Source organism: Providencia rustigianii, assembly GCF_900637755.1.
Lineage (GTDB): Bacteria > Pseudomonadota > Gammaproteobacteria > Enterobacterales > Enterobacteriaceae > Providencia > Providencia rustigianii.
In genome coordinates this window covers 3,117,107-3,138,820 of the sequence record NZ_LR134396.1, presented here as the reverse complement: position 1 = coordinate 3,138,820, position 21,714 = coordinate 3,117,107, and the positions used below count along the sequence as shown (strand labels likewise).

Genomic DNA, 21,714 nt, shown 5'->3' with positions numbered 1-21,714 from the left:
TAATCTTTTCAGTTCTGTTAAATATATTAACGGAATGATGCTGTTTTGGTTTTTTTCTTTATTTTCAATTGATTATAATCTTTATTTTTTGGAATATTAAAATTTTCAATAAAAAGTCAAATCATCTGTTAACTCTTGGCTGAATCGATTTTTCTATCATAAATTTAAAAAAGACCAAATTTCTTATTGCCTCTTGATGAAGATCAAGTGATTAAAAGGTGGTAGGACTAGGATCTCATTCATATTTACACATCAGGTAACGTCTAATAAGAATATTGTTTATTAGACGTAATTGTTGAAGCAATTTTGAATACAAATAATACATCAAAACTGAAGCATATTTTAAATGTGCGGAGGGATTTATGTATTTTTTGAATACAAAATCGTAAAGAAAAATAGCCTAATAAATAGGCTTTAAGCCACTCATAATAGGAAATAGAAATGGCAGGAGATAACTCTATTATTTCTCCCCATGGCATTAATCGCCGTGACTTTATGAAGTTATGTACAGCACTCGCTGCGACAATGGGGTTAAGTGGAAAAGCCGCTGCTCAAATGGCAGATGCGGTCAGTGATCCAGAACGCCCACCGGTCATTTGGATTGGTGCGCAAGAGTGTACGGGTTGTACAGAATCTTTGTTGTGTGCAACTCACCCGACGCTCGAAAACTTAATTCTCGATACCATTTCTCTCGAATATCACGAAGTACTGTCAGCCGCATTTGGTGAACAAGTTGAAGAAAATAAACACAATGCGATTGAAAGATACAAAGGTCGATATGTTTTAGTGGTTGATGGCTCGATTCCACTGAAAGACGATGGGATCTATTGCATGGTGGCGGGGAAACCTATTGTTGAGCATATTCGTATGGCGGCAGAGCATGCAGCGGCGATTATTGCTATCGGTTCTTGTGCTTCTTGGGGCGGTGTTGCCGCAGCGGGAAGTAACCCAACAGGTGCAGTGGGTCTGAGTGAAGTCATCAAAGATAAAACCATTATTAATATTCCTGGCTGCCCACCTAACCCACACAATTTTTTAGCGACAGTCGCACATATTATTACTTTTAATCGCCCACCAGCATTGGATAGCAAAAACCGTCCAATGTTCGCGTACGGTCGATTAATTCATGAACATTGTGAACGTCGACCACATTTTGATGCGGGACGCTTCGCAAAAGAGTTTGGCGATGCTGGTCACCGTGAAGGTTGGTGTTTATACCATTTAGGATGCAAAGGTCCTGAAACTTACGGTAACTGTTCAACCTTGCAATTCTGTGATGTGGGCGGAGTTTGGCCTGTGGCGATTGGTCACCCATGCTATGGCTGTAACGAAGAAAATGTCGGCTTCCATAAAGCGATACACCAACTTGCAAACGTTGAAAACCAAACGCCACGCTCAGAAAAACCGGATTTGAATAACAAAGAAGGTGGTCAAGTTTCTGCAACAGCAGTCGGTCTAATCGGTGGTGTGGTTGGTCTGGTTGCAGGTGTCAGTGTGATGGCGGTACGTGAGTTGGGACGTCAAAAACGTCAAAATGATAACGACTCACGGGGAGAATAACCGTGGATAGACGAAATTTTCTTAAGCTCTCAGCTGGGGGAGCGCTGTTAGCCAGCACTTCAACACCTAGCTTGGCGGGAGCGGAAAACAGACCGCCAATTCCGAATTCACTTGGAATGCTCTACGACTCAACGTTATGTGTAGGTTGTCAGGCGTGCGTAACCAAATGTCAGGATATCAACCATCCTGAGCGTAATCCTGTGGGGCCACAAACATGGTCAAACAACGATAAGTTAACGCCATACACCAATAACATCATTCAAGTCTGGAGTGACGGTACTGGCTTACATAAAGATCAGGAAAAAGACGGTTACGCCTACATTAAAAAACAGTGTATGCATTGCGTTGACCCGAACTGTGTTTCTGTTTGCCCAGTTTCTGCGCTGACTAAAGACCCGAAAACGGGGATTGTGCATTACGATCCCGATATCTGTACGGGTTGCCGTTACTGCATGGTGGGTTGTCCATTTAACATCCCTAAATATGCATACGATGACAAATTTGGTGCGATCCATAAATGTGAACTGTGTAACCAGAAAGGTGTTGAACGTCTGGATAAAGGCGGTTTACCGGGTTGTGTTGAAGTTTGTCCTACGGGGGCAGTTATTTTTGGTACTCGCGAAGAGCTTCTGGCGGAAGCCAAAAAACGTTTATCACTGAAAGTGGGTGAAGAGTATGGATTCCCTCGCCAAACGCTACACCACAACGACCCGAACGTCATGCCAGCGCCAAAATATCAGCAACATGTTTATGGTGAATTAGAAGCCGGTGGAACGCAGGTCATGGTGCTCTCTGGTGTACCGTACCAAAACCTTGGCTTACCTGAACTGGATGAGTTAGCAACAGGTGCGCGTTCTGAAAACGTTCAGCACACACTGTACAAAGGTATGGTTCTGCCTTTAGCCGCATTGGCGGGGTTAAGTTTCTTAGTGTATCGCAACACCAAGAAACAGGATCATCATGATTCCCATGACGACCAATCTCATGATGGCAAACCTCATGATGGTAAATCTCATGACAACAAAGGAGACGACTCTAATGGCGACGCATGATAAAGAACAGCCGCTAGGCGGGCGTTTAGTCAGTTGGCCAGTGATTGTCTTTGGCCCATTCGTCTTCCTGTGCCTGATTCTGATTGTTAAACGTTTAGTGTTTGGATTGGGGTCAGTTTCTGACTTGAACGGCGGCTATCCATGGGGTATCTGGATTGCCTTTGACTTGCTAATTGGTACAGGTTTTGCCTGTGGTGGTTGGGCATTGGCATGGGCGGTTTATGTATTTAATCGTGGTGAATACCATCCGCTAGTACGCCCCGCGTTACTCGCCAGCTTATTTGGTTATTCCCTCGGTGGCTTATCTATCACCATCGACGTTGGTCGTTACTGGAACCTGCCATATTTCTATATTCCAGGCTACTTCAATACCAACTCCGTACTGTTTGAAACTGCCGTCTGTATGACTATCTACATCGGTGTGATGGCATTGGAATTTGCCCCTGCAATTTGTGAAAAATTTGGTTGGAAAGTTTCCTTAAAACGCTTGAATAAAGTGATGTTCTTTATCATTGCGTTAGGGGCATTACTGCCAATGATGCACCAATCATCAATGGGTTCATTAATGATTGCCGCAGGTTATAAAGTCCATCCGATTTGGCAAAGCTATGAAATGTTGCCGCTCTTATCGCTATTGACCGCATTTATTATGGGCTTCTCCATTGTCATATTTGAAGGCTCATTACTGCAAGCAGCGTTAAAAGGGCAAGGGGCTGATGAGCGACCCCTGTTTATCAAGATAACCAATATTCTCCAAGTCTTCTTAGTGCTGTTCTTGGTTTGTCGCTTTGGTGAGCTGATTTATCGCGGCAAGATGCATTACGTGATGGGCTTTGATTTCTACGCCATCATGTTCTGGATCGAAACGGCGTTAATGGTCATCCCATTAGTGATTTTCCGTAAACCATCATTACGTATGGATTCAAGATGGTTATATTTCAGCGGTCTAAGCATGCTGATTGGTGCGGCGCTGTGGCGTATGAACTACTCGCTAATCGCATTCAATCCAGGTGGTGGGTATGACTACTTCCCAACCACTGAAGAGATACTAATTTCAATTGGTTTCGTCGCGATCGAAGTGTGTGCTTACATCTTACTGATCCGCTTACTGCCAATTATTCCAGCACTAAAAAAATCTAATTTGAGTCCTTCTCAGGCCCGAGGTAAAGCATGAGCCAACGTATAACAATTGACCCGGTAACTCGTATCGAAGGTCACTTACGCATTGATTGTGAAATCGAAGATGGAAAAGTCACAAAAGCTTGGGCATCCGGCACCATGTGGCGCGGTATGGAAGAGATTGTAAAAGGAAAAGATGCTCGCGATGCATGGATGATCATGCAGCGTATTTGTGGGGTATGTACCACGGTGCACGGCATTATTTCCGTGCGCACCATTGAAAGTGCTTTAAATCTTGAAGTGCCAGTCAATGCGCAATACATCCGTAACATGATTTTGGCTGCGCATACTATCCAAGACCATATTGTGCACTTTTATCAGTTGTCAGCACTGGACTGGGTTGATATCACCTCGGCATTGCAAGCGGATCCAACCAAAGCCGCAGACATGCTAAAAGGCGTTTCGACATGGTCTTTAAATAGCCCAGAAGAGTTCACTCGCGTTCAGAACAAAATTAAAGATTTAGTTGCTAGTGGGCAGTTGGGTATTTTTGCCAACGGCTATTGGGGTCACCCAGCGATGAAATTATCGCCAGAAGTGAACCTGATTGCGGTTGCTCACTACCTGCAAGCGCTAGAATGCCAACGTGATGCTAACCGTATCGTGGCACTGCTGGGTGGTAAAACGCCACATATTCAAAACTTAGCGGTGGGTGGGGTAGCAAACCCAATCAATCTAGACGGTCTGGGCGTGTTGAACCTTGAGCGCTTAATGTATGTGAAATCCTTTATTGACCGCTTAGGTGACTTTATCGAGCAAGTTTATAAAGTTGACGCTGCGGTGATTGCCGCAGGTTACCCAGAATGGCTAGAAGTTGGTAAAGGTGCGCAACATTATATGTGCGTTCCAGAAATGCCAATGGATAACAAAAATGGCAGCTTCTTACTGCCGGGTGGTTATCTGGAAAATGCAGATTTCAGTACTTATCGTCCAATTACTAGCCACACTGACGAATACCTGATCAATGGTATCAAAGAGAGCAGTAAACACGCGTGGTACAAAGATAATGAGCCACAAGCCCCATGGGAAGGAACCACAATTCCTGACTACACTGGCTGGGATGATGACGGTAAATATTCGTGGGTTAAAGCGCCAACCTTCTACGACAAAACTGTGGAAGTGGGTCCATTAGCTGATTTGCTGTGTAAACTGGCGGCAAAACATGAGCCGACAGAAAAACACTTCAACCAAATTGTGGGTCTGTACCAAGCCCTAACCGGCAACACAATTACCAAAAACCAATTAGAGTCTACCTTTGGCCGTATTATTGGTCGTTCAGTACGTTGCTGCGTGTTGAATGAAACCTTATCCATCCAATGGCAAGCGCTGGTGGATAACATTGCGAAAGGTGACCACACCACCTTTATCAAACCAAACTTCCCGCAAGATGTGGCAATCAAAGGGGTCGGTTTTGGTGAAGTTCCTCGCGGTCTGTTATCCCACTGGGTCGTGGTTAAAGATGGCAAAATTGAAAACTATCAAGCAGTAGTGCCATCAACATGGAACTCAGGCCCACGTAACTTCAATGACGAACCGGGTCCTTACGAACAAGCATTGGTGGGAACGCCAGTGGCTGATCCATCTAAACCATTGGAAGTGGTGCGTACTATCCACTCATTTGACCCATGTATGTCCTGTGCGGTGCATATCGTTGATACGGAAGGCTCCGAAGTGACTAAGGTGAAGGTGCTTTAATGCGAATTTTAGTCTTAGGTGTAGGCAACATTTTGCTCAGTGATGAAGGGATCGGTGTCCGCATTGTCGAGGCACTCGAACAACGTTATCACTTGCCAGAATGTGTCGAAGTATTGGATGGGGGAACCGCAGGCATGGAGCTGATTGGCGCCATGGCGGATCGCGATCATTTGATTATTGCAGATGTGGTCTTGTCGAGCCAGCAACCTGGTAACATTTTGGTGTTACGGGATGAGGAAGTTCCTGCGCTGTTTACGCGTAAAATTTCGCCTCATCAGTTAGGGCTATCTGACGTGTTGTCCGCATTGCATCTTACCGATGAATTCCCTAAGCGCTTAACGTTGGTCGGTATTGTGCCTGAATCTTTGGAGCCACGTATTGGTTTAACAGAAACAGGTAAAGCCGCATTAGAACCCGCACTGCAAAAAGTCATTGAAGTATTACGTAGTGAGGGGTTAGAGATTATCGAAAAAGAAGAGAGTCTCCATGCCTGATGAAACTATGCCTAGTGATATTCAAGGTTACTCAAACAATCCGCAGCCGTTAGTTCAGGCTGCGTTTGAACGGGTTTCTGAACAGTCGATGCATGATTTATCTTTCTTGCACCCAACGATGGGCATTTATGCCAGTCCGTTTAGCGTGTTTGAAAATCAGTGGGTTGGGGTGGTTATCACCCCATGGATGCTGAGTGCCATTATTCTGCCGGGACCCGATCAGTATTGGGAGCATCGTACGGTTGGCGAAAAACTTGGGTTGATCCTACCGTATGGCGAAATGACCTACACGGTAGGGGAACTTGAAGGGTTAACTCAGTATTTAGCATGCTCATTGATGTCGCCGTTAGACAGAAAACTGACGGCGGAACAAGGTGTGCATCTGGCGGATGACTGTGCTCGGATGTTGCTATCCTTGCCAGTGACAGATCCAAATGTACCGAAATCACCAGAGCGTAGAGCCGTGTTTGCCCGTTACTTGGGAGATAAATAATGCATGAAGTCTCTTTGTGCCAAAGTGCCGTTGACATTATTGAGCAGCAGGCGCGGCAGCATAACGTGAATAAAGTGACGGGAGTTTGGTTAGAAATTGGTGCGCTCTCTTGCGTAGAAGAGAGTGCGCTACGTTTTTGTTTTGATATCGCGTGCCGCGACACCGTGGCACACGGTAGCCAATTACATATTGTGTATCGTCCTGCTCAAGCTTGGTGTTGGGATTGTAGTGAAAGTGTTGAAATCCATACCCACGAGACTCCTTGCCCAAAATGTCACGGTTTCAACCTGAAAGTTGAAAACGGGGATAGCCTTCGAATCAAAGAACTTGAAATTGAGTAGAATTTTGATCTAGTAACCTTTTGTGTGATTTAGCGTGAAATTTGTTGATTGACCTTGCGGTGAATCAACCTTTTTTTTGGGGCTTGAACTAAGCTGACGTGATAACACTCGACTAAGGAGTAATACCATGTGTAGTACTTGTGGCTGTGCATCGGGAGAGCGCAGAATTGAAGGTGATGACCATAATCATGAGCATCACCATGGACATGACCATCAGCATCCTCATTCTCATGATCATCATCACGATCATGATCATCATGGTCATAGTCATGATCACGACCATCATCACGATCATGACCACCATCACGACCATGAGCATGCTCCTCAACAAAGTGGTAAAACAGTAATTATTCATCATCACTATTATCACCAAGGTGATGTTAACCATTACTACCAAGCTGAAGCTGCAACGAGCGGCGTTAAAGTAGAAAAACATAAGCATAAACATAAACACGAACATCAGCATCTTCATGGTGAGGTTGAAACGACTTTTGAACCTGCGGGTGAGCACCACGACCTTGATTATGGTCACGGTGAAGCGGGCACCCATGCCCCAGGCATTAGCCAAAAACGCATGCTACAAATTGAGATGGATGTTCTCGATAAAAACAACCATCTAGCCGAACATAACCGTGAAGATTTTGCGGCAAAAAATATTCTGGCATTGAACCTAGTTTCTAGCCCCGGCTCAGGCAAAACCACCTTATTGACTGAAACCTTGTTACGTCTGCGCGACAAACTGAACTGCGCCGTGATTGAAGGGGATCAGCAAACCACCAACGACGCTCAGCGTATTCGTGAAACGGGTGTACCTGCGATTCAAGTGAATACCGGTAAAGGCTGCCATTTAGATGCACAAATGGTTCATGATGCTGTAGACCGTTTAGGTTTGGACGACAACAGCTTACTGTTTATTGAAAACGTGGGTAACCTCGTTTGTCCAGCAAGCTTTGACCTCGGCGAACGTCATAAAGTTGCGGTATTGTCTGTGACTGAAGGTGAAGACAAACCCTTGAAATACCCGCACATGTTTGCGGCGTCAGATATTATGATCCTCAACAAAATTGACTTACTGCCTTATCTACATTTCGATGTTGAAGAGTGTATTGCCAATGCCAAACGCGTTAATCCAAATATTCAAGTGATCAAAGTCTCCGCGACAAGTGGCGAGGGAATGGATGCTTGGTTAGCGTGGCTGGAGACCCAGTTATGTGCTTAGGAATTCCCGGAAAAATTGTCGCGGTCGGTGAAGATATTCACCAACTGGCTCAAGTCGACGTTTGTGGTGTAAAACGCGACGTCAATATTGGGCTGATTTGCGAGGGTGACACCGCGGAACTATTAGGTCAATGGGTCTTGGTACACGTTGGCTTCGCGATGAGTATCATTAACGAAGAAGAGGCTCAAGCCACCCTTGATGCGCTAATGGCTATGAGCCAATTAGACCATGAAGTGGGGGATTTTAGTGGGTTGAATTCGGGAGCAACAGATGCAGTATGTCGATGAGTTTCGCGACCCTGCTTTAGCGAAAGTTTTGTTGGAGCATATCCGTAAACGGGTAGCCCAAATTCCTCAAGCGAAGCAGCGCCCATTGCAATTAATGGAAGTGTGTGGGGGACATACCCACGCGATTTTTAAGTTTGGCATTGACCAGCTGCTTCCCCCTGAAATTGAGTTTGTCCATGGACCGGGTTGCCCGGTCTGTGTCTTGCCAATGGGGCGAATTGACGGCTGTATTGAAATTGCTGAACGCCCTGAAGTGATCTTCTGCACTTATGGCGATGCCATGCGCGTGCCGGGTAAAAATGGTTCTTTATTAGATGCCAAACGCCGTGGTGCGGATGTGCGGATCGTCTATTCGCCACTGGATGCGTTAAACCTTGCTCAGCAAAATCCCGACCGCGAAGTGGTATTTTTTGCCTTGGGTTTCGAAACCACCATGCCGAGCACGGCGCTTACCTTGCAACAAGCCCGTCTGCGTCAGGTGAAAAACTTCAGTATATTTTGCCAACATATCACCATTATTCCTACGCTGCGTAGCCTGCTGGAACAACCTGATGTACGCATTGATGGTTTCCTTGCGCCGGGTCATGTCAGTATGGTGATTGGCGCTCATCCCTACCAATTTATTACACAAGAATTCCATAAACCGTTGGTGGTGACTGGGTTTGAGCCACTGGATATTTTGCAAGCGCTCGCCATGCTGGTGGATCAAATTGCAGATGGACGCTGTGAAGTGGAAAACCAATATAAACGTATTGTCGCAGACAAAGGTAACTTGCTGGCTCTGAAAGCGCTGGACGATGTGTTTGAGTTGAAAGCCACGAGCGAATGGCGTGGATTAGGTGAAATAGCGGGTTCCGGTGTTCAACTGACATTGGATTACCAATCGTTTGATGCTGAACTGCGTTTCCATGTTCAGCCGCATCAGGTTTCTGATGATCCTCAAGCCCGTTGTGGGGATGTATTAACCGGTCGTTGTAAGCCGAATGAGTGCCCATTATTTGGTCAACGTTGTACACCACAAACGGCATTTGGTGCATTGATGGTCTCCTCCGAAGGAGCTTGCGCCGCGTATTATCAGTATCGTCGGGAGGCGTAAAATGAGCATGAATCATAACGATGTCGTCACCATGGCTCATGGTAGTGGCGGGCAGGCGATGCAGCAGCTAATTGAACAGCTGTTTTTGCAGGCTTTTGCTAACCAAGCGCTGGATGAACGTGAAGACCAAGCCCGCCTATCTTTAGCGGAACTCACCGCGTTAGGGGATCGTCTAGCTTTCAGTACCGATAGCTATGTGATTGATCCGATTTTCTTTCCCGGCGGCAATATTGGTAAATTAGCAGTCTGTGGCACGGTGAATGATGTTGCCGTCAGCGGTGCTGTGCCTAAATATTTGTCTTGTGGGTTTATCCTTGAAGAGGGATTTTCTCTTGCTGAATTAACCACGATTGTCGAATCGATGGCGGCCACGGCCAAAGCGGCAGGGGTACAAATTGTTACTGGGGATACCAAAGTCGTGCAGCGCGGCGCCGCAGATAAAATCTTTATCAATACGGCGGGGATCGGTGTGATCCCAACAGATATTCATTGGGGTGCTCAACAAATTCAAGCAGGTGATAAAGTGATCGTCAGCGGAACATTGGGTGATCACGGCGCGACAATCTTAAATCTGCGTGAGCAGATGGGGCTGGAAGGCCAGCTTAGCAGCGATTGTGCGGTCTTAACGCCACTGATTGAACCTCTGCGTAACATTGACGGTGTGCGTGCATTGCGTGATGCCACTCGCGGTGGGGTTAATGCCATTTTGCATGAGTTTGCACAAGCAAGCGGCTGCGGGATTTCGATCAATGAAGGGGATTTACCCGTTTCTTCTGCCGTACGTGGCGTCTGTGAATTACTCGGTTTAGAGCCACTGAATTTCGCTAATGAAGGCAAATTGGTGATTGTGGTGAAACCTGACGTTGAGCAACAAGTTTTGGCGGCATTACGTCAACATCCATTAGGTGAAAATGCAGCAACCATCGGTACGGTGACTGAACATAAACAGGTCAAATTGGTGGGTATTTTTGGCGCATCAAGATTATTAGACTTACCTCACAGCGAGCCACTACCAAGAATTTGTTAGTGATTGGCAATTTTTGAAAATAAAAACCACGGATTAGAGGGTGATATGATTAAAAAATTAGCAGTTGCTATGTGCTTAATGGGCTTAACGCTCCAAGCACAAGCGGCGGAACCGGCTTCATCTTCACATACACTACGACTTGCCATTGGTGCAGAACCCACTGAAGGTTTTGACCCAATGTTGGGTTGGAGTCACGGAAGTTATTTACTCCTGCACAGCCCATTGTTGAAGCAAAAAGCCGACCTCTCTTGGCACAGTTATATGCTGGAAAGCTATAAACATAATGATGATGGTAAAGAGTGGACGCTAACCCTGAAAAAAGGGCTGAAATTTTCGGATGGCTCCCCATTAACGGCAAAAGATGTGGTATTTAGCTACAACAATGCCGCAGCCAGTGGCGGTAAAGTGGATATGGGTAACTTTGCCAAAGCCGAAGAAATTAACCCGCAAACCGTTAAAATTACCTTATCTTCCCCACAAAGTACCTTTATCAATGTGCTGGGCTCTTTAGGGATTGTTTCTGCCGATAAATATGACGCGAAAACCTATGCCCATAATCCGATTGGTGCAGGACCATACCGTTTGGTGGCATTTCAACCGGGCCAACAACTGATTGTAGAACAAAACCCTTACTACGCCGGTCCAAAAAATGACTATGGCAAAATGGTGTTTGTGTTCCTTGATGAAGATGCCGCTTTTGCCGCAGCGCAAAGTGCTCAACTTGAAGTCGTTCGAATTCCACCTGCAGTGGCAAGCCATGCAGGGGATGTGAAAAACATGAAGCTGATTGAGCGCTACAGCGTGGAAAACCGTGGGATTTCATTCCCGATTCCACCAGCGGGTGAAAAAGATGCGCAAGGTAATCCGATTGGTAACGATATCACCTCCGATGTGGCTATCCGCAAAGCGATTAACTACGCGTTAGACCGTAAATTATTGGCAGAATCTGTATTAGAAGGCTTTGCAGTTCCTGCTTACACTGGGGTTGCTGGGCTTCCGTGGAATAATCCTGAGTCTGCATTTAAAGATGGTGACCTAGAGAAAGCGAAAGCCATTCTGGAAGAAGCTGGTTGGAAATTGAATAAAGACGGTTTAAGAGAGAAAGACGGTAAAGTGGCTAAGTTGACGTTATGGTACGCCAGCGGTGACACGACTCGCCGTGACTTAGCACAAGCGATTCGTTCAAGCCTGAAACCTCTTGGTATTGAAATGGATTTAAAATCAGGTAGCTGGGAAACCGTTGAGTTACATATGCATGCGAATCCAACCCTATTTGGTTGGGGAAGCCTTGACCCAATGGAATTAGTCCACAACTACAGCAGTAAAGCGGCGGGTGTCGGTTTTTACAATGCGGGTTACTATAAAAATCCTGCTGTTGATGAAATTATCGAAGAAGCGTTACGTCAGCCAGACCAAGATGCGGCAATTCCATTATGGCAACAAGTGGATTGGAACGGCAAAGTGGGTGTTGGCATCAAAGGTGATGCGGCATGGGCTTGGCTAATGAATGTTCAGCATGTCTATCTCTCTAACCAGTGTGTTGATTTAGGTAAGAGTGCGCCAGAAATTCACGGTTCTTGGTCAGTGCTTAATAATGTCGACGAATGGAAGTGGACGTGTAAGTAATGCGTAGCACTCTTGGGCTTTTATTGCGATTTATTTGTCTGCTAACCGTAACGGCAGTGGGGATTTTTATCCTACTAAGTTACTCGCCAATTGATCCGATTAAAGCCTATATTGGTAATGACCTGATGCATGTTCCCCCAGAGCAGTATCCGCTGATTGCGGCGCGCTGGGGGCTTGATCAGCCGCTATGGATGCAGTTTTGGCGCTGGTTCTCGCAAATGATTCAGGGGGATTTGGGGTATTCGATGCTATACAATACCCCAGTTCTGCAAGTGATTTCCGACCGTTTAGTTCCCTCGCTGGCATTACTGGGCAGCGCGTGGATCTTTTCTGGGGTCATGGGTTTTGGACTTGGGTTAGTTGCTGGGCGCTACCTTAATCGCTGGCCTGACAAAATTATCTCTGCTTTTTGCTACCTTCTTGCCTCCATTCCGGTGTTCTGGATTGGGCTATTGTTGCTATCCCTATTTGCGGTGTCTTTAAAATGGGCGCCTATCTGCTGTGCATGGCCGATTGGCCTAGATGAGCAAACCGCCACTTTCTCACAAAAACTCCATCATTTAGTTCTTCCAGTTATTGCGCTGGGAATGCTGGGTGTCGGCACCATTGCACTGCACACGCGTTCTAAAGTCGTGGAAGTGATGAACAGCGAATTTATCCATTATGCGAAAGCGCAGGGGGATCAAGGCTGGTCAATGATGCGGTTTCACGTTCTAAAGCATGCTATTACTCCAGCCATCTGCTTGCAGTTTGCTTCCGTTGGGGAGTTATTGAGTGGGGCATTATTGGCAGAAAAAGTGTTCGCTTATCCAGGGTTAGGGCAGGCGACTATTGATGCTGGGCTACGCGGGGATGTTCCGTTACTTATGGGGATTGTGATGTTGTGTGCGGTACTGATTTTCTTCAGTAACACCATTGCGGATCTGCTGCTCAGAAAGGTAAATAAGGGAGTAATGAGAGGAGCATGACCTATAATCCGAACCGCGCCTTAATAAAATTAATTATCTCACTGACCTGCTTAACGCTGCTCGGTGTGTATGCTTTTTGGTTGCTATCCGCCGATGTTGAAATGAACTTGATGGATAGGCGACAAGCGCCTTCGCTAGCGCACCTATTTGGTACTGATAATCTGGGTCGTGATTTGTTTGACCGCACGTTTCAAGGATTGGCAACCAGTCTACAAATTGGTTTAACCGCCGCCGTGACTAGCGGGGCGATTGCCTTGATTATGGCTGGATTATCTTCTCTTAGTAAAAGTATGGATTATATGGTGCGCGGGGTGATTGATTCGCTGCTCGCATTGCCGCATTTGCTGCTATTAGTTTTGATTTGTTTCACGCTGGGGGGGGGAAGATGGGCGTAATTTGGGCGGTTGCGTTAACGCACTGGCCTAAGCTTACATTAATCCTACGCTCTGAATTACTGAGAGTTCAGCAAGCCGATTATATTATGTTATCTCGCCGTATCGGTAACAGTGCCTTCCAGCGCCTGCGCTATCACTATTTACCGATGCTGTTGCCACAATGGATGGTCGGAACGTTATTAATGTTTCCTCACTCTGTTTTACACAGTGCCGCACTCAGTTTTTTGGGATTTGGATTAGCGCCACACGAGCCTTCGTTAGGTATCTTGCTCTCTGAGGCCTTACGCTATTTAAGCACCGGTGCATGGTGGATGGTGGTATTTCCGGGGCTTGCTCTGATGGGGCTGGTTCTGTTATTTGATCAGTTTGCAAAATCCACCCAACAATTGTGGCTAAGGGGAGCAACATGCTGAGGTTTGATAATTTGACGATCGACGTCGCGCAATATCGTTGGCTCGGTAAGAAAAGTTGGTCTCCGCTACTGCAAGATATTTCTCTGGATGTGCAACCGGGTGAAATGGTTGCACTGATTGGTGGAAGCGGTGAAGGCAAAAGTTTATTGCTACAAAGCGCTCTCGGATTGCTGCCGGAGAATATGCGCTGCCAAGGAAGTATTGAGCTAAATGGTCAAGCGCTGACGGAGAAAACTAAGCCCCAGCATCGAGGCAATTCTTTGTGCTATGTGCCTCAAGGGGTGAGCGCCTTAAACCCACTTATCCAGATTGGCCCTCAGCTAGAACGTGCCGCAGTATTGAGTGGTCAGCATCTTAAAATGCATGATGTGGCTCGGCATTTACAGGAATACAACTTACAGTCCAGTTTGGTGAATAGCTACCCCAGCCAACTTTCTGGGGGCATGGCAAAAAGGGTACTGGCAAGCAGCGCCACGCTATCCCGTGCGGAATATATTTTAGCAGATGAAATTTCCTCGTGGTTGGATGATGAGCATGCTTTGCAGTTACTCGAAAATATCAAATCCTTATGCCGTGATGGGCGGGGCGTACTGTGGGTGACTCACGATTTGTCCATGGCGGTACGGTTTGCTGACCGAGTTGCACTGTTGCGTAATGGGACTTTGGAAGAAGTACTCAGTAGCCAAAAGCTTAAACAAGGTGGCGGAGGAAAGTGGATCCAATCCCTCTGGAATGCGTTGCCTGAGCACCAGTTTATGATGATGGATGAGTGGAGATAATAGGATGCTAGAGGTTCAAAATTTGCGTATCGAGCAAGCGGGGCGCGTATTGTGGGACGACCTTTGCTTATCACTCGCTGATAATGAACGTTTAGGTATTTCTGCACCCAGTGGATTTGGGAAAACCACGCTTGGACGTGTGCTCGGTCAATGGCAATTGCCCACCGAAGGGAAAATTTTGTTTAATGGTAAACCACTCCCGCGTCATGGATATTGCCCCATTCAGTTAGTTCCTCAACACCCTGAAAAGAGTTTTAATCCTTATCGTACGGTGGGTGCTAGTGTCCGTGATGCGTGGGAGCCTGGTGCTGAATATTTGGAGATGCTCTCTATTAAATCTGAATGGTTAACTCGCCGCCCTAGCGAGCTTTCCGGTGGAGAGCTTGCCCGCATTGCGTTATTAAGAGCGTTAGATCCTCGAACAAAAGTGCTGATCGCGGATGAAATCACCGCCCAGCTCGATGCTCATTTGCAAAAAGAGGTTTGGCAACATTTGATCCGCCTCTCTCAACAACGTCCCCTCGCTATGATTATTTTTAGTCATAACAAAGCACTGCTGGAAAAAGTGTGTGACTCTGTTTTAAACGTTTAAAATTTTATTTGTGTTATACCCGTAAAGCTTCCCTCCTTGACATAAATTTTTTTGCTATGATAATTGTCCTTAGTCCTAGGATGCGGGACGATAAATTGGAGGAAAGATGAAAAGCCAAGATATTTTGCTTCTTCTCAAAATTATGTCTATGTATATTGAGATGAATGATCGTAATACTGATAGTGAGATTATCAATTTACATGGGAGTAGGATTGACTGGGAAAATGATATCCAGAGCCATTTTACGGTTAGAAATCTTGAACTATACACAGGGATTAGTAAGTCACAAGTGAGTTTAAGCTTAAATCGTATGTACGAAGTAGGGTTGGCAAAACCAGATCGAACCCTAGGTATTCCAAAAGTGAATATAAAAGGGCTATTAGAGTTTATTGCATATGGTATTAAATATGTATTTCCAGCAAAAGAAGGTATTTTATCTAGGGGAATCGCAACCTCTATTGCCGCCCCTGTATTAAAAGGGGAGCTAATGTCATCAGGAGAAATTCCTCCTGTATGGCCAGATCCTAGAGGAAAAACTAAGGGAGTGATGATTACACCACTTCACCCTAATATATTTCAAGCTATACAAAACGATAATCGCTTATACGCGATGTTAGCATTAGTTGACGCCATCAGAATTGGTCGACCAAGGGAACATAACTTAGCTTTAGAAAAGCTAAAAGTTATTTTTGAGGGAGTTAAGTGAATACAATTAATTTACAGAAAGAGATGCTTTTAACGGTAGCTAAAGCATTAGGAAATGAGCTACTACAGCAAGTTATATTTGTCGGTGGGTGTACAACGGGATTATTTGTAACAGATGAATTTACTCGCGAGCAGGTTCGATATACTGATGATGTCGATTTAATCGTTAATATTACTGGATATGCAAAATTTGCTAAGTTGCAAGAGCAGCTGAGATGTAAAGGATTCAAAGAAGACCCAACCGATGATGTGATATGCCGAATGTTATTGGGGGAATTAAAAGTCGATTTTATGCCAATAGATGAGCAAGCATTAGGATTTAGTAATTCTTGGTATAAGAGAGCCGCAGAAACAGCATTAGATTACACAATAGAAAGTGGCATTATCATCAAACTTATTCGCCCTGAGTATTTTATTGCAACTAAATTAGAAGCTTATCTTGGTAGAGGAAATGGCGACTTACTGAGTAGCCATGATATTGAAGATATTTTGAATCTCTTTGATGGAAGAGAAAGTATTGTAGATGATATTGCACACGCTGATATTGAGTTAAAAACATATATTTCAAAAAAATTATTAAAAATAATCAATGAATATGATTTTGAAATGGTTGTACAGAGTGCGACTCAAGGTGATCGTCGGCGAGAAGATATTATCTATGATAGGTTAAATGCATGCATAAATTAATACAGGATAATGATTTTTCATGGGAATTTTATTCTGTTATTGGTCAGGATAGAGCGTGTAATAAAGATGTTTTTGCGCTTATTCTCAGAGAAAAAATAACCCTTATTATTGCTTTTGATATATCAACTTCATCACCAGCCCAGCCTGAAATGGCAGTTTTTTTCTCTAAAATACTTTCAAATACAGTAGATTCCTTAACCGAATATAGTGATGAAATTATTCATTTTTGTATTCAATTAGCGTTTGAAAAAACGAAAAAACAGTATCAGATTGGTAAAGCGAGTATTTTAATATTTGGTAAACTTGAACAATCTTTTTTTTGTTTTCATGCAGGGGATGTCAGGCTGGGAATATATAATGGAAATGCTCCTATTCATTGGGTTACAAATGTTCATACAGGAGCAAATCCACTAGGGGGATTTTTTAATATCCAAATGCTTAAAGATGAAAAAAGAAAAATTGTTACTAGAAATTTTAATTTACAAAGAGATTTGATATTGGATTTTCTGGATGAGATTGAGTTATTCGAGGGGAATATAGTCATTGCTACCGATGGTTTCTGGGCTGAATGTTCTCATGAGCAACAGCAATTAATTTTAGCTGGGCATTCACTTCTGATTAAAGATGATTTGACTCTATTTATGTTTACATGGAATAAAAATAATAAATTATCGAGTAATATTAATATAGATAATTTAATTTTATTTTAAATAGGGATTACTTTACTGAAATATTACCCACCAAAAACTCAATAAATGCCCGTGTTTTAGCGGGGAGGTTACTGGTATTAGGGTAAAGCAATTGAATGTTTCTTTTTGGAAGACTGAACTCAGGTAATAAACGAATTAATCGGTTATGTTTAATATCTTCTTCTACCAACCAATCTGGGCAAATCGCAACGCCTAAAGAAGCTAAAGCCATTTGATGGATAATCTCCGCTGAATTGGATGAATATTGGCTATTGATCAGCGGTAATTCGAATTTTTCACCGGAATTATTTTGCAAAAAATATTCGGTATCCTGCCAATTTAATAATGAATGAGTGATCCACGGAATCTCGGCCAAATCGCTGATGTGTTCAATAGGGTATTGGCGAGCAAATTGCGGTGTTGCTACCAAATGAATGGCATATTCTCCCAGCTTACGTACTTTTAATGACGAACTCTTCAAATTACCTAAGCGAATAGCAATATCTAATTTTTCTGAGATCAAATCATCGAGAGAAGAATTGAAGGTATATTGCAGACGTAGCTTGGGGTATAGGCGACAAAATTCAGGTAATAAAGGCAAAATATAACGCTGACCAAATTCATTAGTTGAAGAAAAACGCAATGTTCCTGTGATATTCAATCCTAGATTTTGGCTCTTTTCAAATGCCTCCTCAATTTGCAACTGAATGCGTTTAAAGTCATCGTAGAAATGTTTTCCCACTTCTGTGAGGGCAATATTGCGGGTATTTCGCGTCAATAAACTGACGTTCAGGCGCTGTTCCAATTGCTTAATATCAATACTCACCATCGAGCGGCTTAATCCCAAAATTTCAGCAGCTTTCGTGAAAGATCCTGAATCGACCACCTGAAGAAAACTGGTAATTTGCTTGAGATTTTTTTGCATAATTAGCTCGATTGTTTGATTGTATTAAACAATGATTTTACTTCCCTTGCATCGACAAAGAAAGCCCTCAGCCTTACTCTTTGCGACCGGAGGTAGTTATGTCCTATCGTTATCAAATTGCTACAGTATTTCTTCTCGGTTTCTTCATTGATTGTATTAATATTTTTATGTCCGCCATTGCGTTACCCAATATCGCAACGCATTTTTCAACCAGCCAATCGATGGTGGCTTGGGTCGCGAATGCCTATATTTTAGGGTTGGTGCTGATTATGCCAATTAGCTTATGGCTTTCAGGGCGGCTCGGCGAGCGCAAGCTACTCGCTTATTCCATGCTGCTATTTACCCTTGCAGTGGGAATGTGTGGTATCAGTGATTCTATTTATAGCTTAATTTTTTGGCGCTTTATTCAAGGGGTTTCTGGTGGGCTATTAATCCCAGTAGGGCAAGCGTTAGTTTTTAGCTTATTTCCTAATCAAGAACGCCAAAAAATATCGACCATGATTATGACGGTAGCGCTGATTGCCCCTGCATTTTCCCCAGCGATTGGCGGCATGATCATTGATTCTTTCTCATGGCGTTGGGTATTTTTTGCCAATATTCCATTTTCTCTCTTAGCGGCATTATTAGCCTGGGGATGGGTAAAAAATGGTGAAAAACAGGCTCGTGAAAAACCGGATATTTTCGGTCTACTATTAGTTAGCCTTAGTCTACTGGGCTTATTAATGTCTTTTTCCCTGTATAACGATTATCAAAATCTTATATTGGCACTATTGAGTTTTGGGGCTTCAGCATTGCTATTGGCGATATATTTACGGTATGCCAAAAAATGCCGAGCGCCTATTTTAAATTTGCAGCTACTCAAAAATTACAATTTACGTAATGGATTTATTGTCTATTACGCTGTACCGGGAATTTTTACGGGGGTTAACTTACTTAATATATTTAACCTACAAACCAATATTGGCTTTAATGCTCAACAGACCGGGTTATTTATGTTGCTGTACGCTGCGGGGGCATTATTTTCCATGATATCCGGTGGCCATTTTTATCATCGTCTTGGCAAGCGTAGTTTATTTATTGTGGGGATTACGCTACACAGTTTAGGGATATTTTCTCTATTCTGGATTGATAACCAAAGCCAACTAGGATTACTGGTTATTGCCTATTTATTAATGGGAATGGGCGGTGGAATGAGCGCAAATACGGCGCAAATTAGTGCACTGATTGATTTTAAAGATCGCGATTTATTACAAGGTAGCGTGCTGTGGAATATTAATCGACAGGTGGCATTCAGTGTGGGGACCGTGGTATTAATTTCAATTTTTAACTTGATGACCTCTTCAAGCGATCTAGTTCGTTATCAATATACTTTTTTTATTGCAGCACTTCTGGGGCTGTTATCGTTAATTTCAGTGATTAAAGGAAAATAAGATGGATCAGCAAATGGCTTTAGCCGTACAGAGCATCATTGATGTTCATGTGCTTATTGAGGATGTATTTACAGGGCGTCATCAGGGGAAGAGCCTTCAGCCACTATTAGCCAGCTTTGATAAAGATTTTAAAATGGTGACTATTCAAGGCGCTTGTATTGGCTTGGAGCAAGTGACTGAATTATTTAGTCATAATGTTGGTGCTAAGCCTTCGCTGGATATTACGGTTCAAAATATTGAGCCGTTATTTGAGTGTGCAGATAACCAATATTGGCTACGCTACCAAGAATACCAAACGGTCGAGGGGCTGAGAACCTTACGCACTTCAACCGTAGGTCTAAAAATTGAAGCTGGAAAATGTTATTGGCAATATCTTCATGAAACTCCAGTTAAATAGTTACTTAGTGAAACATGCAAACGGTCAATAGACCGTTTTTTATATTTGGTTCTATAACAATATCAATAAGAATAATTATAAATGATTTCTATTCTCATTTTTATTGACCGTCGGTCGGTCGTGATTTAACATGCAGTAAAGATCGACAATAAGGTTAAAGAGAATGAAGCGAATTTTTTTGATCGTAGCGGTGTGCCTCGGCACTTTTATGGCAACGCTCGACATCAGCATTGTTAATGTTGCACTACCGGCGATAGGTCAGGAGCTGAATGCTAATCTGTCGATGTTGCAGTGGATCATTGATTCTTACGCACTCTGTTTATCAGCATTGATCCTATCGGTTGGCCCAATCAGTGATCGCTATGGACGCAAGAAAGTTTGGTTAACGGGAATCGTGATCTTCACGGTGGGATCGCTGATTTGCGCTTTTTCGCTGAGTGCGCAAATGCTGTTATTTGGCAGGGTGATCCAAGGTATTGCTGCCGCAGCATTGATTCCTGGGGCGCTATCCATCATTACACAAGCTTTTAGTAATGATATCGAAAGGATTAAAGTGATCGGCATTTGGTCGGCAGTCAGCGCTCTCTCTTTGATTATCGGACCTATTTTAGGGGGCTTCTTAGTCGATACCTTCGAGTGGAGCTTTATTTTTATGATCAATCTTCCCATTGGGCTATTAACGTTATTACTTGGGGGTTAGGGATCAAAGAAAGTGCTGATCCGGATAAGGCGGCGTTAGATCCTCTTGGTCAGCTACTTAGCGTCGTTGCGCTGGCAGGGCTCACTTATGGATTGATAGAAGCGGGGGATATGGGCTGGACGAGTTTACCCACAATAGCTGGATTGATGATTGGCGGTATTGCCGCGCTCGGTTTTGTGATTGTGGAATTAAACGTCCCACGCCCTTTGTTGCCTATTTTTCTCTTCAAGCAAAATCCCTATTTCTTGCAATACAATTTAGCCTCTTTTGCCTTGGGATTTGCCACGTATAGCAACGTGTTTTTTATTGCGCTGTTTTTGCAAAAAGGGCAAGGGTGGGGAGCCTTTGAGGCAGGGCTACGCATGGCACCCGAATTTATTGCCATGGCGCTGTTTTCCTTTAGCTTTGGACGGCTTTCACGTACGTTAAGTGTGCGCAATATTATGGTCATCGGATTTTTATTGATCGCGACGGCATCGATGCTACTGACGCGCGTTAATTCAGATACCGAATATTTACCAATTGCCGCTATCTTATTTATTCTTGGTGCTGGAATGGGTATGGCAACACCAGCAATTGGTGCATTGGTGATGGCGAGTGTTGAAAAAGCGTATTCAGGGATAGCTTCTGCGGTGATGAATGCTTTGAGGCAAACGGGAATGACTCTGGGGATCGCTTTGCTAGGAACATTAATGACCCATCGGGCTATTGACCAATTAATGGAAGACCCGCAAATAAGTAGGCTGTTATCAGAGGGAGAAGTTGACGGGTTGATTAAAGGATCTGTGGCGGCATCATCTCATTTTATCGAACAAGCGACACAATCCGCATTTGTTTCTGGTTTTAATTTGGCGATGCTGGGGGGAGCGATATCAATTATGCTTTGTCTCGCGTTGATGATGAAAACAAGCCAGATTGTCAGGGGAAAGTAGCGGATAAAAAAACACCTGCATTTGCAGGTGTTT

The 21,714-nt window shown here is 44.0% G+C and carries 23 protein-coding genes and 1 pseudogene; 23 read left to right on the top strand and 1 reads right to left on the bottom strand.

What is annotated here, in order from left to right; all coding sequences use genetic code 11:
• Window positions 1-441 precede the first annotated feature (441 nt).
• The 19 genes and pseudogenes from hybO to EL244_RS14285 all read left to right on the top strand — a co-directional run bounded on the left by hybO (window position 442) and on the right by EL244_RS14285 (window position 17,318).
• Entirely contained in the window at window positions 442-1,560 is a 1,119-nt protein-coding gene (hybO, locus tag EL244_RS14375; protein WP_006814155.1) for a hydrogenase 2 small subunit, read from the top strand.
• 2 nt (window positions 1,561-1,562) lie between these two features.
• Entirely contained in the window at window positions 1,563-2,612 is a 1,050-nt protein-coding gene (gene hybA, locus EL244_RS14370; protein WP_006814154.1) for a hydrogenase 2 operon protein HybA, read from the top strand.
• Complete coding sequence (gene hybB, locus EL244_RS14365; protein WP_112837344.1) at window positions 2,599-3,786, top strand: Ni/Fe-hydrogenase cytochrome b subunit; 1,188 nt, start codon at window positions 2,599-2,601, stop codon at window positions 3,784-3,786. Before hybA ends, hybB begins: the two co-directional genes overlap by 14 nt.
• Window positions 3,783-5,486 carry a hydrogenase 2 large subunit gene (gene hybC, locus EL244_RS14360; RefSeq protein WP_006814152.1) on the top strand — a complete coding sequence of 568 codons (1,704 nt, stop codon included), beginning with the start codon at window positions 3,783-3,785 and terminating at the stop codon, window positions 5,484-5,486. Before hybB ends, hybC begins: the two co-directional genes overlap by 4 nt.
• On the top strand, window positions 5,486-5,980 hold the full coding sequence (locus EL244_RS14355) for a HyaD/HybD family hydrogenase maturation endopeptidase (RefSeq protein ID WP_006814151.1): 495 nt from the start codon (window positions 5,486-5,488) through the stop codon (window positions 5,978-5,980). The genes hybC and EL244_RS14355 overlap by 1 nt, the downstream gene beginning before the upstream one ends.
• Window positions 5,981-5,987: 7 nt before the next feature.
• Window positions 5,988-6,473, top strand: coding sequence for a hydrogenase-2 assembly chaperone (gene hybE, locus EL244_RS14350; RefSeq protein WP_039854946.1), 486 nt, complete (start codon window positions 5,988-5,990; stop codon window positions 6,471-6,473).
• Window positions 6,473-6,814, top strand: coding sequence for a hydrogenase maturation nickel metallochaperone HypA (hypA, locus tag EL244_RS14345; RefSeq protein ID WP_006814149.1), 342 nt, complete (start codon window positions 6,473-6,475; stop codon window positions 6,812-6,814). Before hybE ends, hypA begins: the two co-directional genes overlap by 1 nt.
• 127 nt (window positions 6,815-6,941) lie before the next feature.
• Window positions 6,942-8,033: a hydrogenase nickel incorporation protein HypB gene (gene hypB, locus EL244_RS14340; protein ID WP_126461779.1), complete on the top strand. Its 1,092-nt coding sequence runs from the start codon at window positions 6,942-6,944 to the stop codon at window positions 8,031-8,033.
• The gene (gene hybG, locus EL244_RS14335; RefSeq protein ID WP_126461776.1) at window positions 8,024-8,320 is read left to right on the top strand and encodes a hydrogenase maturation factor HybG; all 297 of its coding nucleotides are present in this window, start codon (window positions 8,024-8,026) and stop codon (window positions 8,318-8,320) included. Before hypB ends, hybG begins: the two co-directional genes overlap by 10 nt.
• Window positions 8,304-9,416, top strand: a complete 1,113-nt coding sequence (hypD, locus tag EL244_RS14330; protein ID WP_126461773.1) for a hydrogenase formation protein HypD — start codon at window positions 8,304-8,306, stop codon at window positions 9,414-9,416. Before hybG ends, hypD begins: the two co-directional genes overlap by 17 nt.
• A 1-nt stretch (window position 9,417) precedes the next feature.
• Window positions 9,418-10,443, top strand: coding sequence for a hydrogenase expression/formation protein HypE (gene hypE, locus EL244_RS14325; protein WP_006814144.1), 1,026 nt, complete (start codon window positions 9,418-9,420; stop codon window positions 10,441-10,443).
• Between the two features lie 69 nt (window positions 10,444-10,512).
• Window positions 10,513-12,069, top strand: coding sequence for an ABC transporter substrate-binding protein (locus tag EL244_RS14320; protein ID WP_409277672.1), 1,557 nt, complete (start codon window positions 10,513-10,515; stop codon window positions 12,067-12,069).
• Entirely contained in the window at window positions 12,069-13,037 is a 969-nt protein-coding gene (locus EL244_RS14315; RefSeq protein WP_126461767.1) for an ABC transporter permease, read from the top strand. The genes EL244_RS14320 and EL244_RS14315 overlap by 1 nt, the downstream gene beginning before the upstream one ends.
• Window positions 13,034-13,845 (top strand): annotated as a pseudogene (locus EL244_RS14310) (ABC transporter permease). The gene EL244_RS14315 and the pseudogene EL244_RS14310 overlap by 4 nt, the downstream one beginning before the upstream one ends.
• Window positions 13,839-14,624 carry an ATP-binding cassette domain-containing protein gene (locus EL244_RS14305; protein ID WP_006814140.1) on the top strand — a complete coding sequence of 262 codons (786 nt, stop codon included), beginning with the start codon at window positions 13,839-13,841 and terminating at the stop codon, window positions 14,622-14,624. Before EL244_RS14310 ends, EL244_RS14305 begins: the two are co-directional and overlap by 7 nt.
• 4 nt (window positions 14,625-14,628) lie before the next feature.
• On the top strand, window positions 14,629-15,216 hold the full coding sequence (locus EL244_RS14300) for an ATP-binding cassette domain-containing protein (protein WP_126461764.1): 588 nt from the start codon (window positions 14,629-14,631) through the stop codon (window positions 15,214-15,216).
• 106 nt (window positions 15,217-15,322) lie between these two features.
• Window positions 15,323-15,922, top strand: a complete 600-nt coding sequence (locus EL244_RS14295) for a hypothetical protein (RefSeq protein ID WP_126461761.1) — start codon at window positions 15,323-15,325, stop codon at window positions 15,920-15,922.
• On the top strand, window positions 15,919-16,608 hold the full coding sequence (locus tag EL244_RS14290) for a hypothetical protein (protein ID WP_126461758.1): 690 nt from the start codon (window positions 15,919-15,921) through the stop codon (window positions 16,606-16,608). Before EL244_RS14295 ends, EL244_RS14290 begins: the two co-directional genes overlap by 4 nt.
• A complete protein-coding gene (locus tag EL244_RS14285) occupies window positions 16,596-17,318 on the top strand; it encodes a hypothetical protein (protein WP_126461754.1) in 723 nt (240 codons plus the stop codon). The genes EL244_RS14290 and EL244_RS14285 overlap by 13 nt, the downstream gene beginning before the upstream one ends.
• A gap of 7 nt (window positions 17,319-17,325) precedes the next feature.
• On the opposite strand, the gene EL244_RS14280 is transcribed toward EL244_RS14285, so the two are convergent.
• A complete protein-coding gene (locus EL244_RS14280) occupies window positions 17,326-18,222 on the bottom strand; it encodes a LysR family transcriptional regulator (protein WP_126461751.1) in 897 nt (298 codons plus the stop codon).
• Between the two features lie 98 nt (window positions 18,223-18,320).
• Between EL244_RS14280 and EL244_RS14275 the strand changes: the two genes are divergently transcribed.
• From EL244_RS14275 to EL244_RS14265, 4 genes are all read left to right on the top strand, one after another.
• Complete coding sequence (locus EL244_RS14275; protein ID WP_126461748.1) at window positions 18,321-19,652, top strand: MFS transporter; 1,332 nt, start codon at window positions 18,321-18,323, stop codon at window positions 19,650-19,652.
• Between the two features lies 1 nt (window position 19,653).
• On the top strand, window positions 19,654-20,049 hold the full coding sequence (locus EL244_RS14270) for a hypothetical protein (RefSeq protein ID WP_112837337.1): 396 nt from the start codon (window positions 19,654-19,656) through the stop codon (window positions 20,047-20,049).
• 163 nt (window positions 20,050-20,212) lie between these two features.
• Window positions 20,213-20,749: an MFS transporter gene (locus tag EL244_RS18085; RefSeq protein WP_232004552.1), complete on the top strand. Its 537-nt coding sequence runs from the start codon at window positions 20,213-20,215 to the stop codon at window positions 20,747-20,749.
• Window positions 20,686-21,681 carry an MFS transporter gene (locus tag EL244_RS14265; RefSeq protein ID WP_232004551.1) on the top strand — a complete coding sequence of 332 codons (996 nt, stop codon included), beginning with the start codon at window positions 20,686-20,688 and terminating at the stop codon, window positions 21,679-21,681. The genes EL244_RS18085 and EL244_RS14265 overlap by 64 nt, the downstream gene beginning before the upstream one ends.
• Window positions 21,682-21,714: the final 33 nt, after the last annotated feature.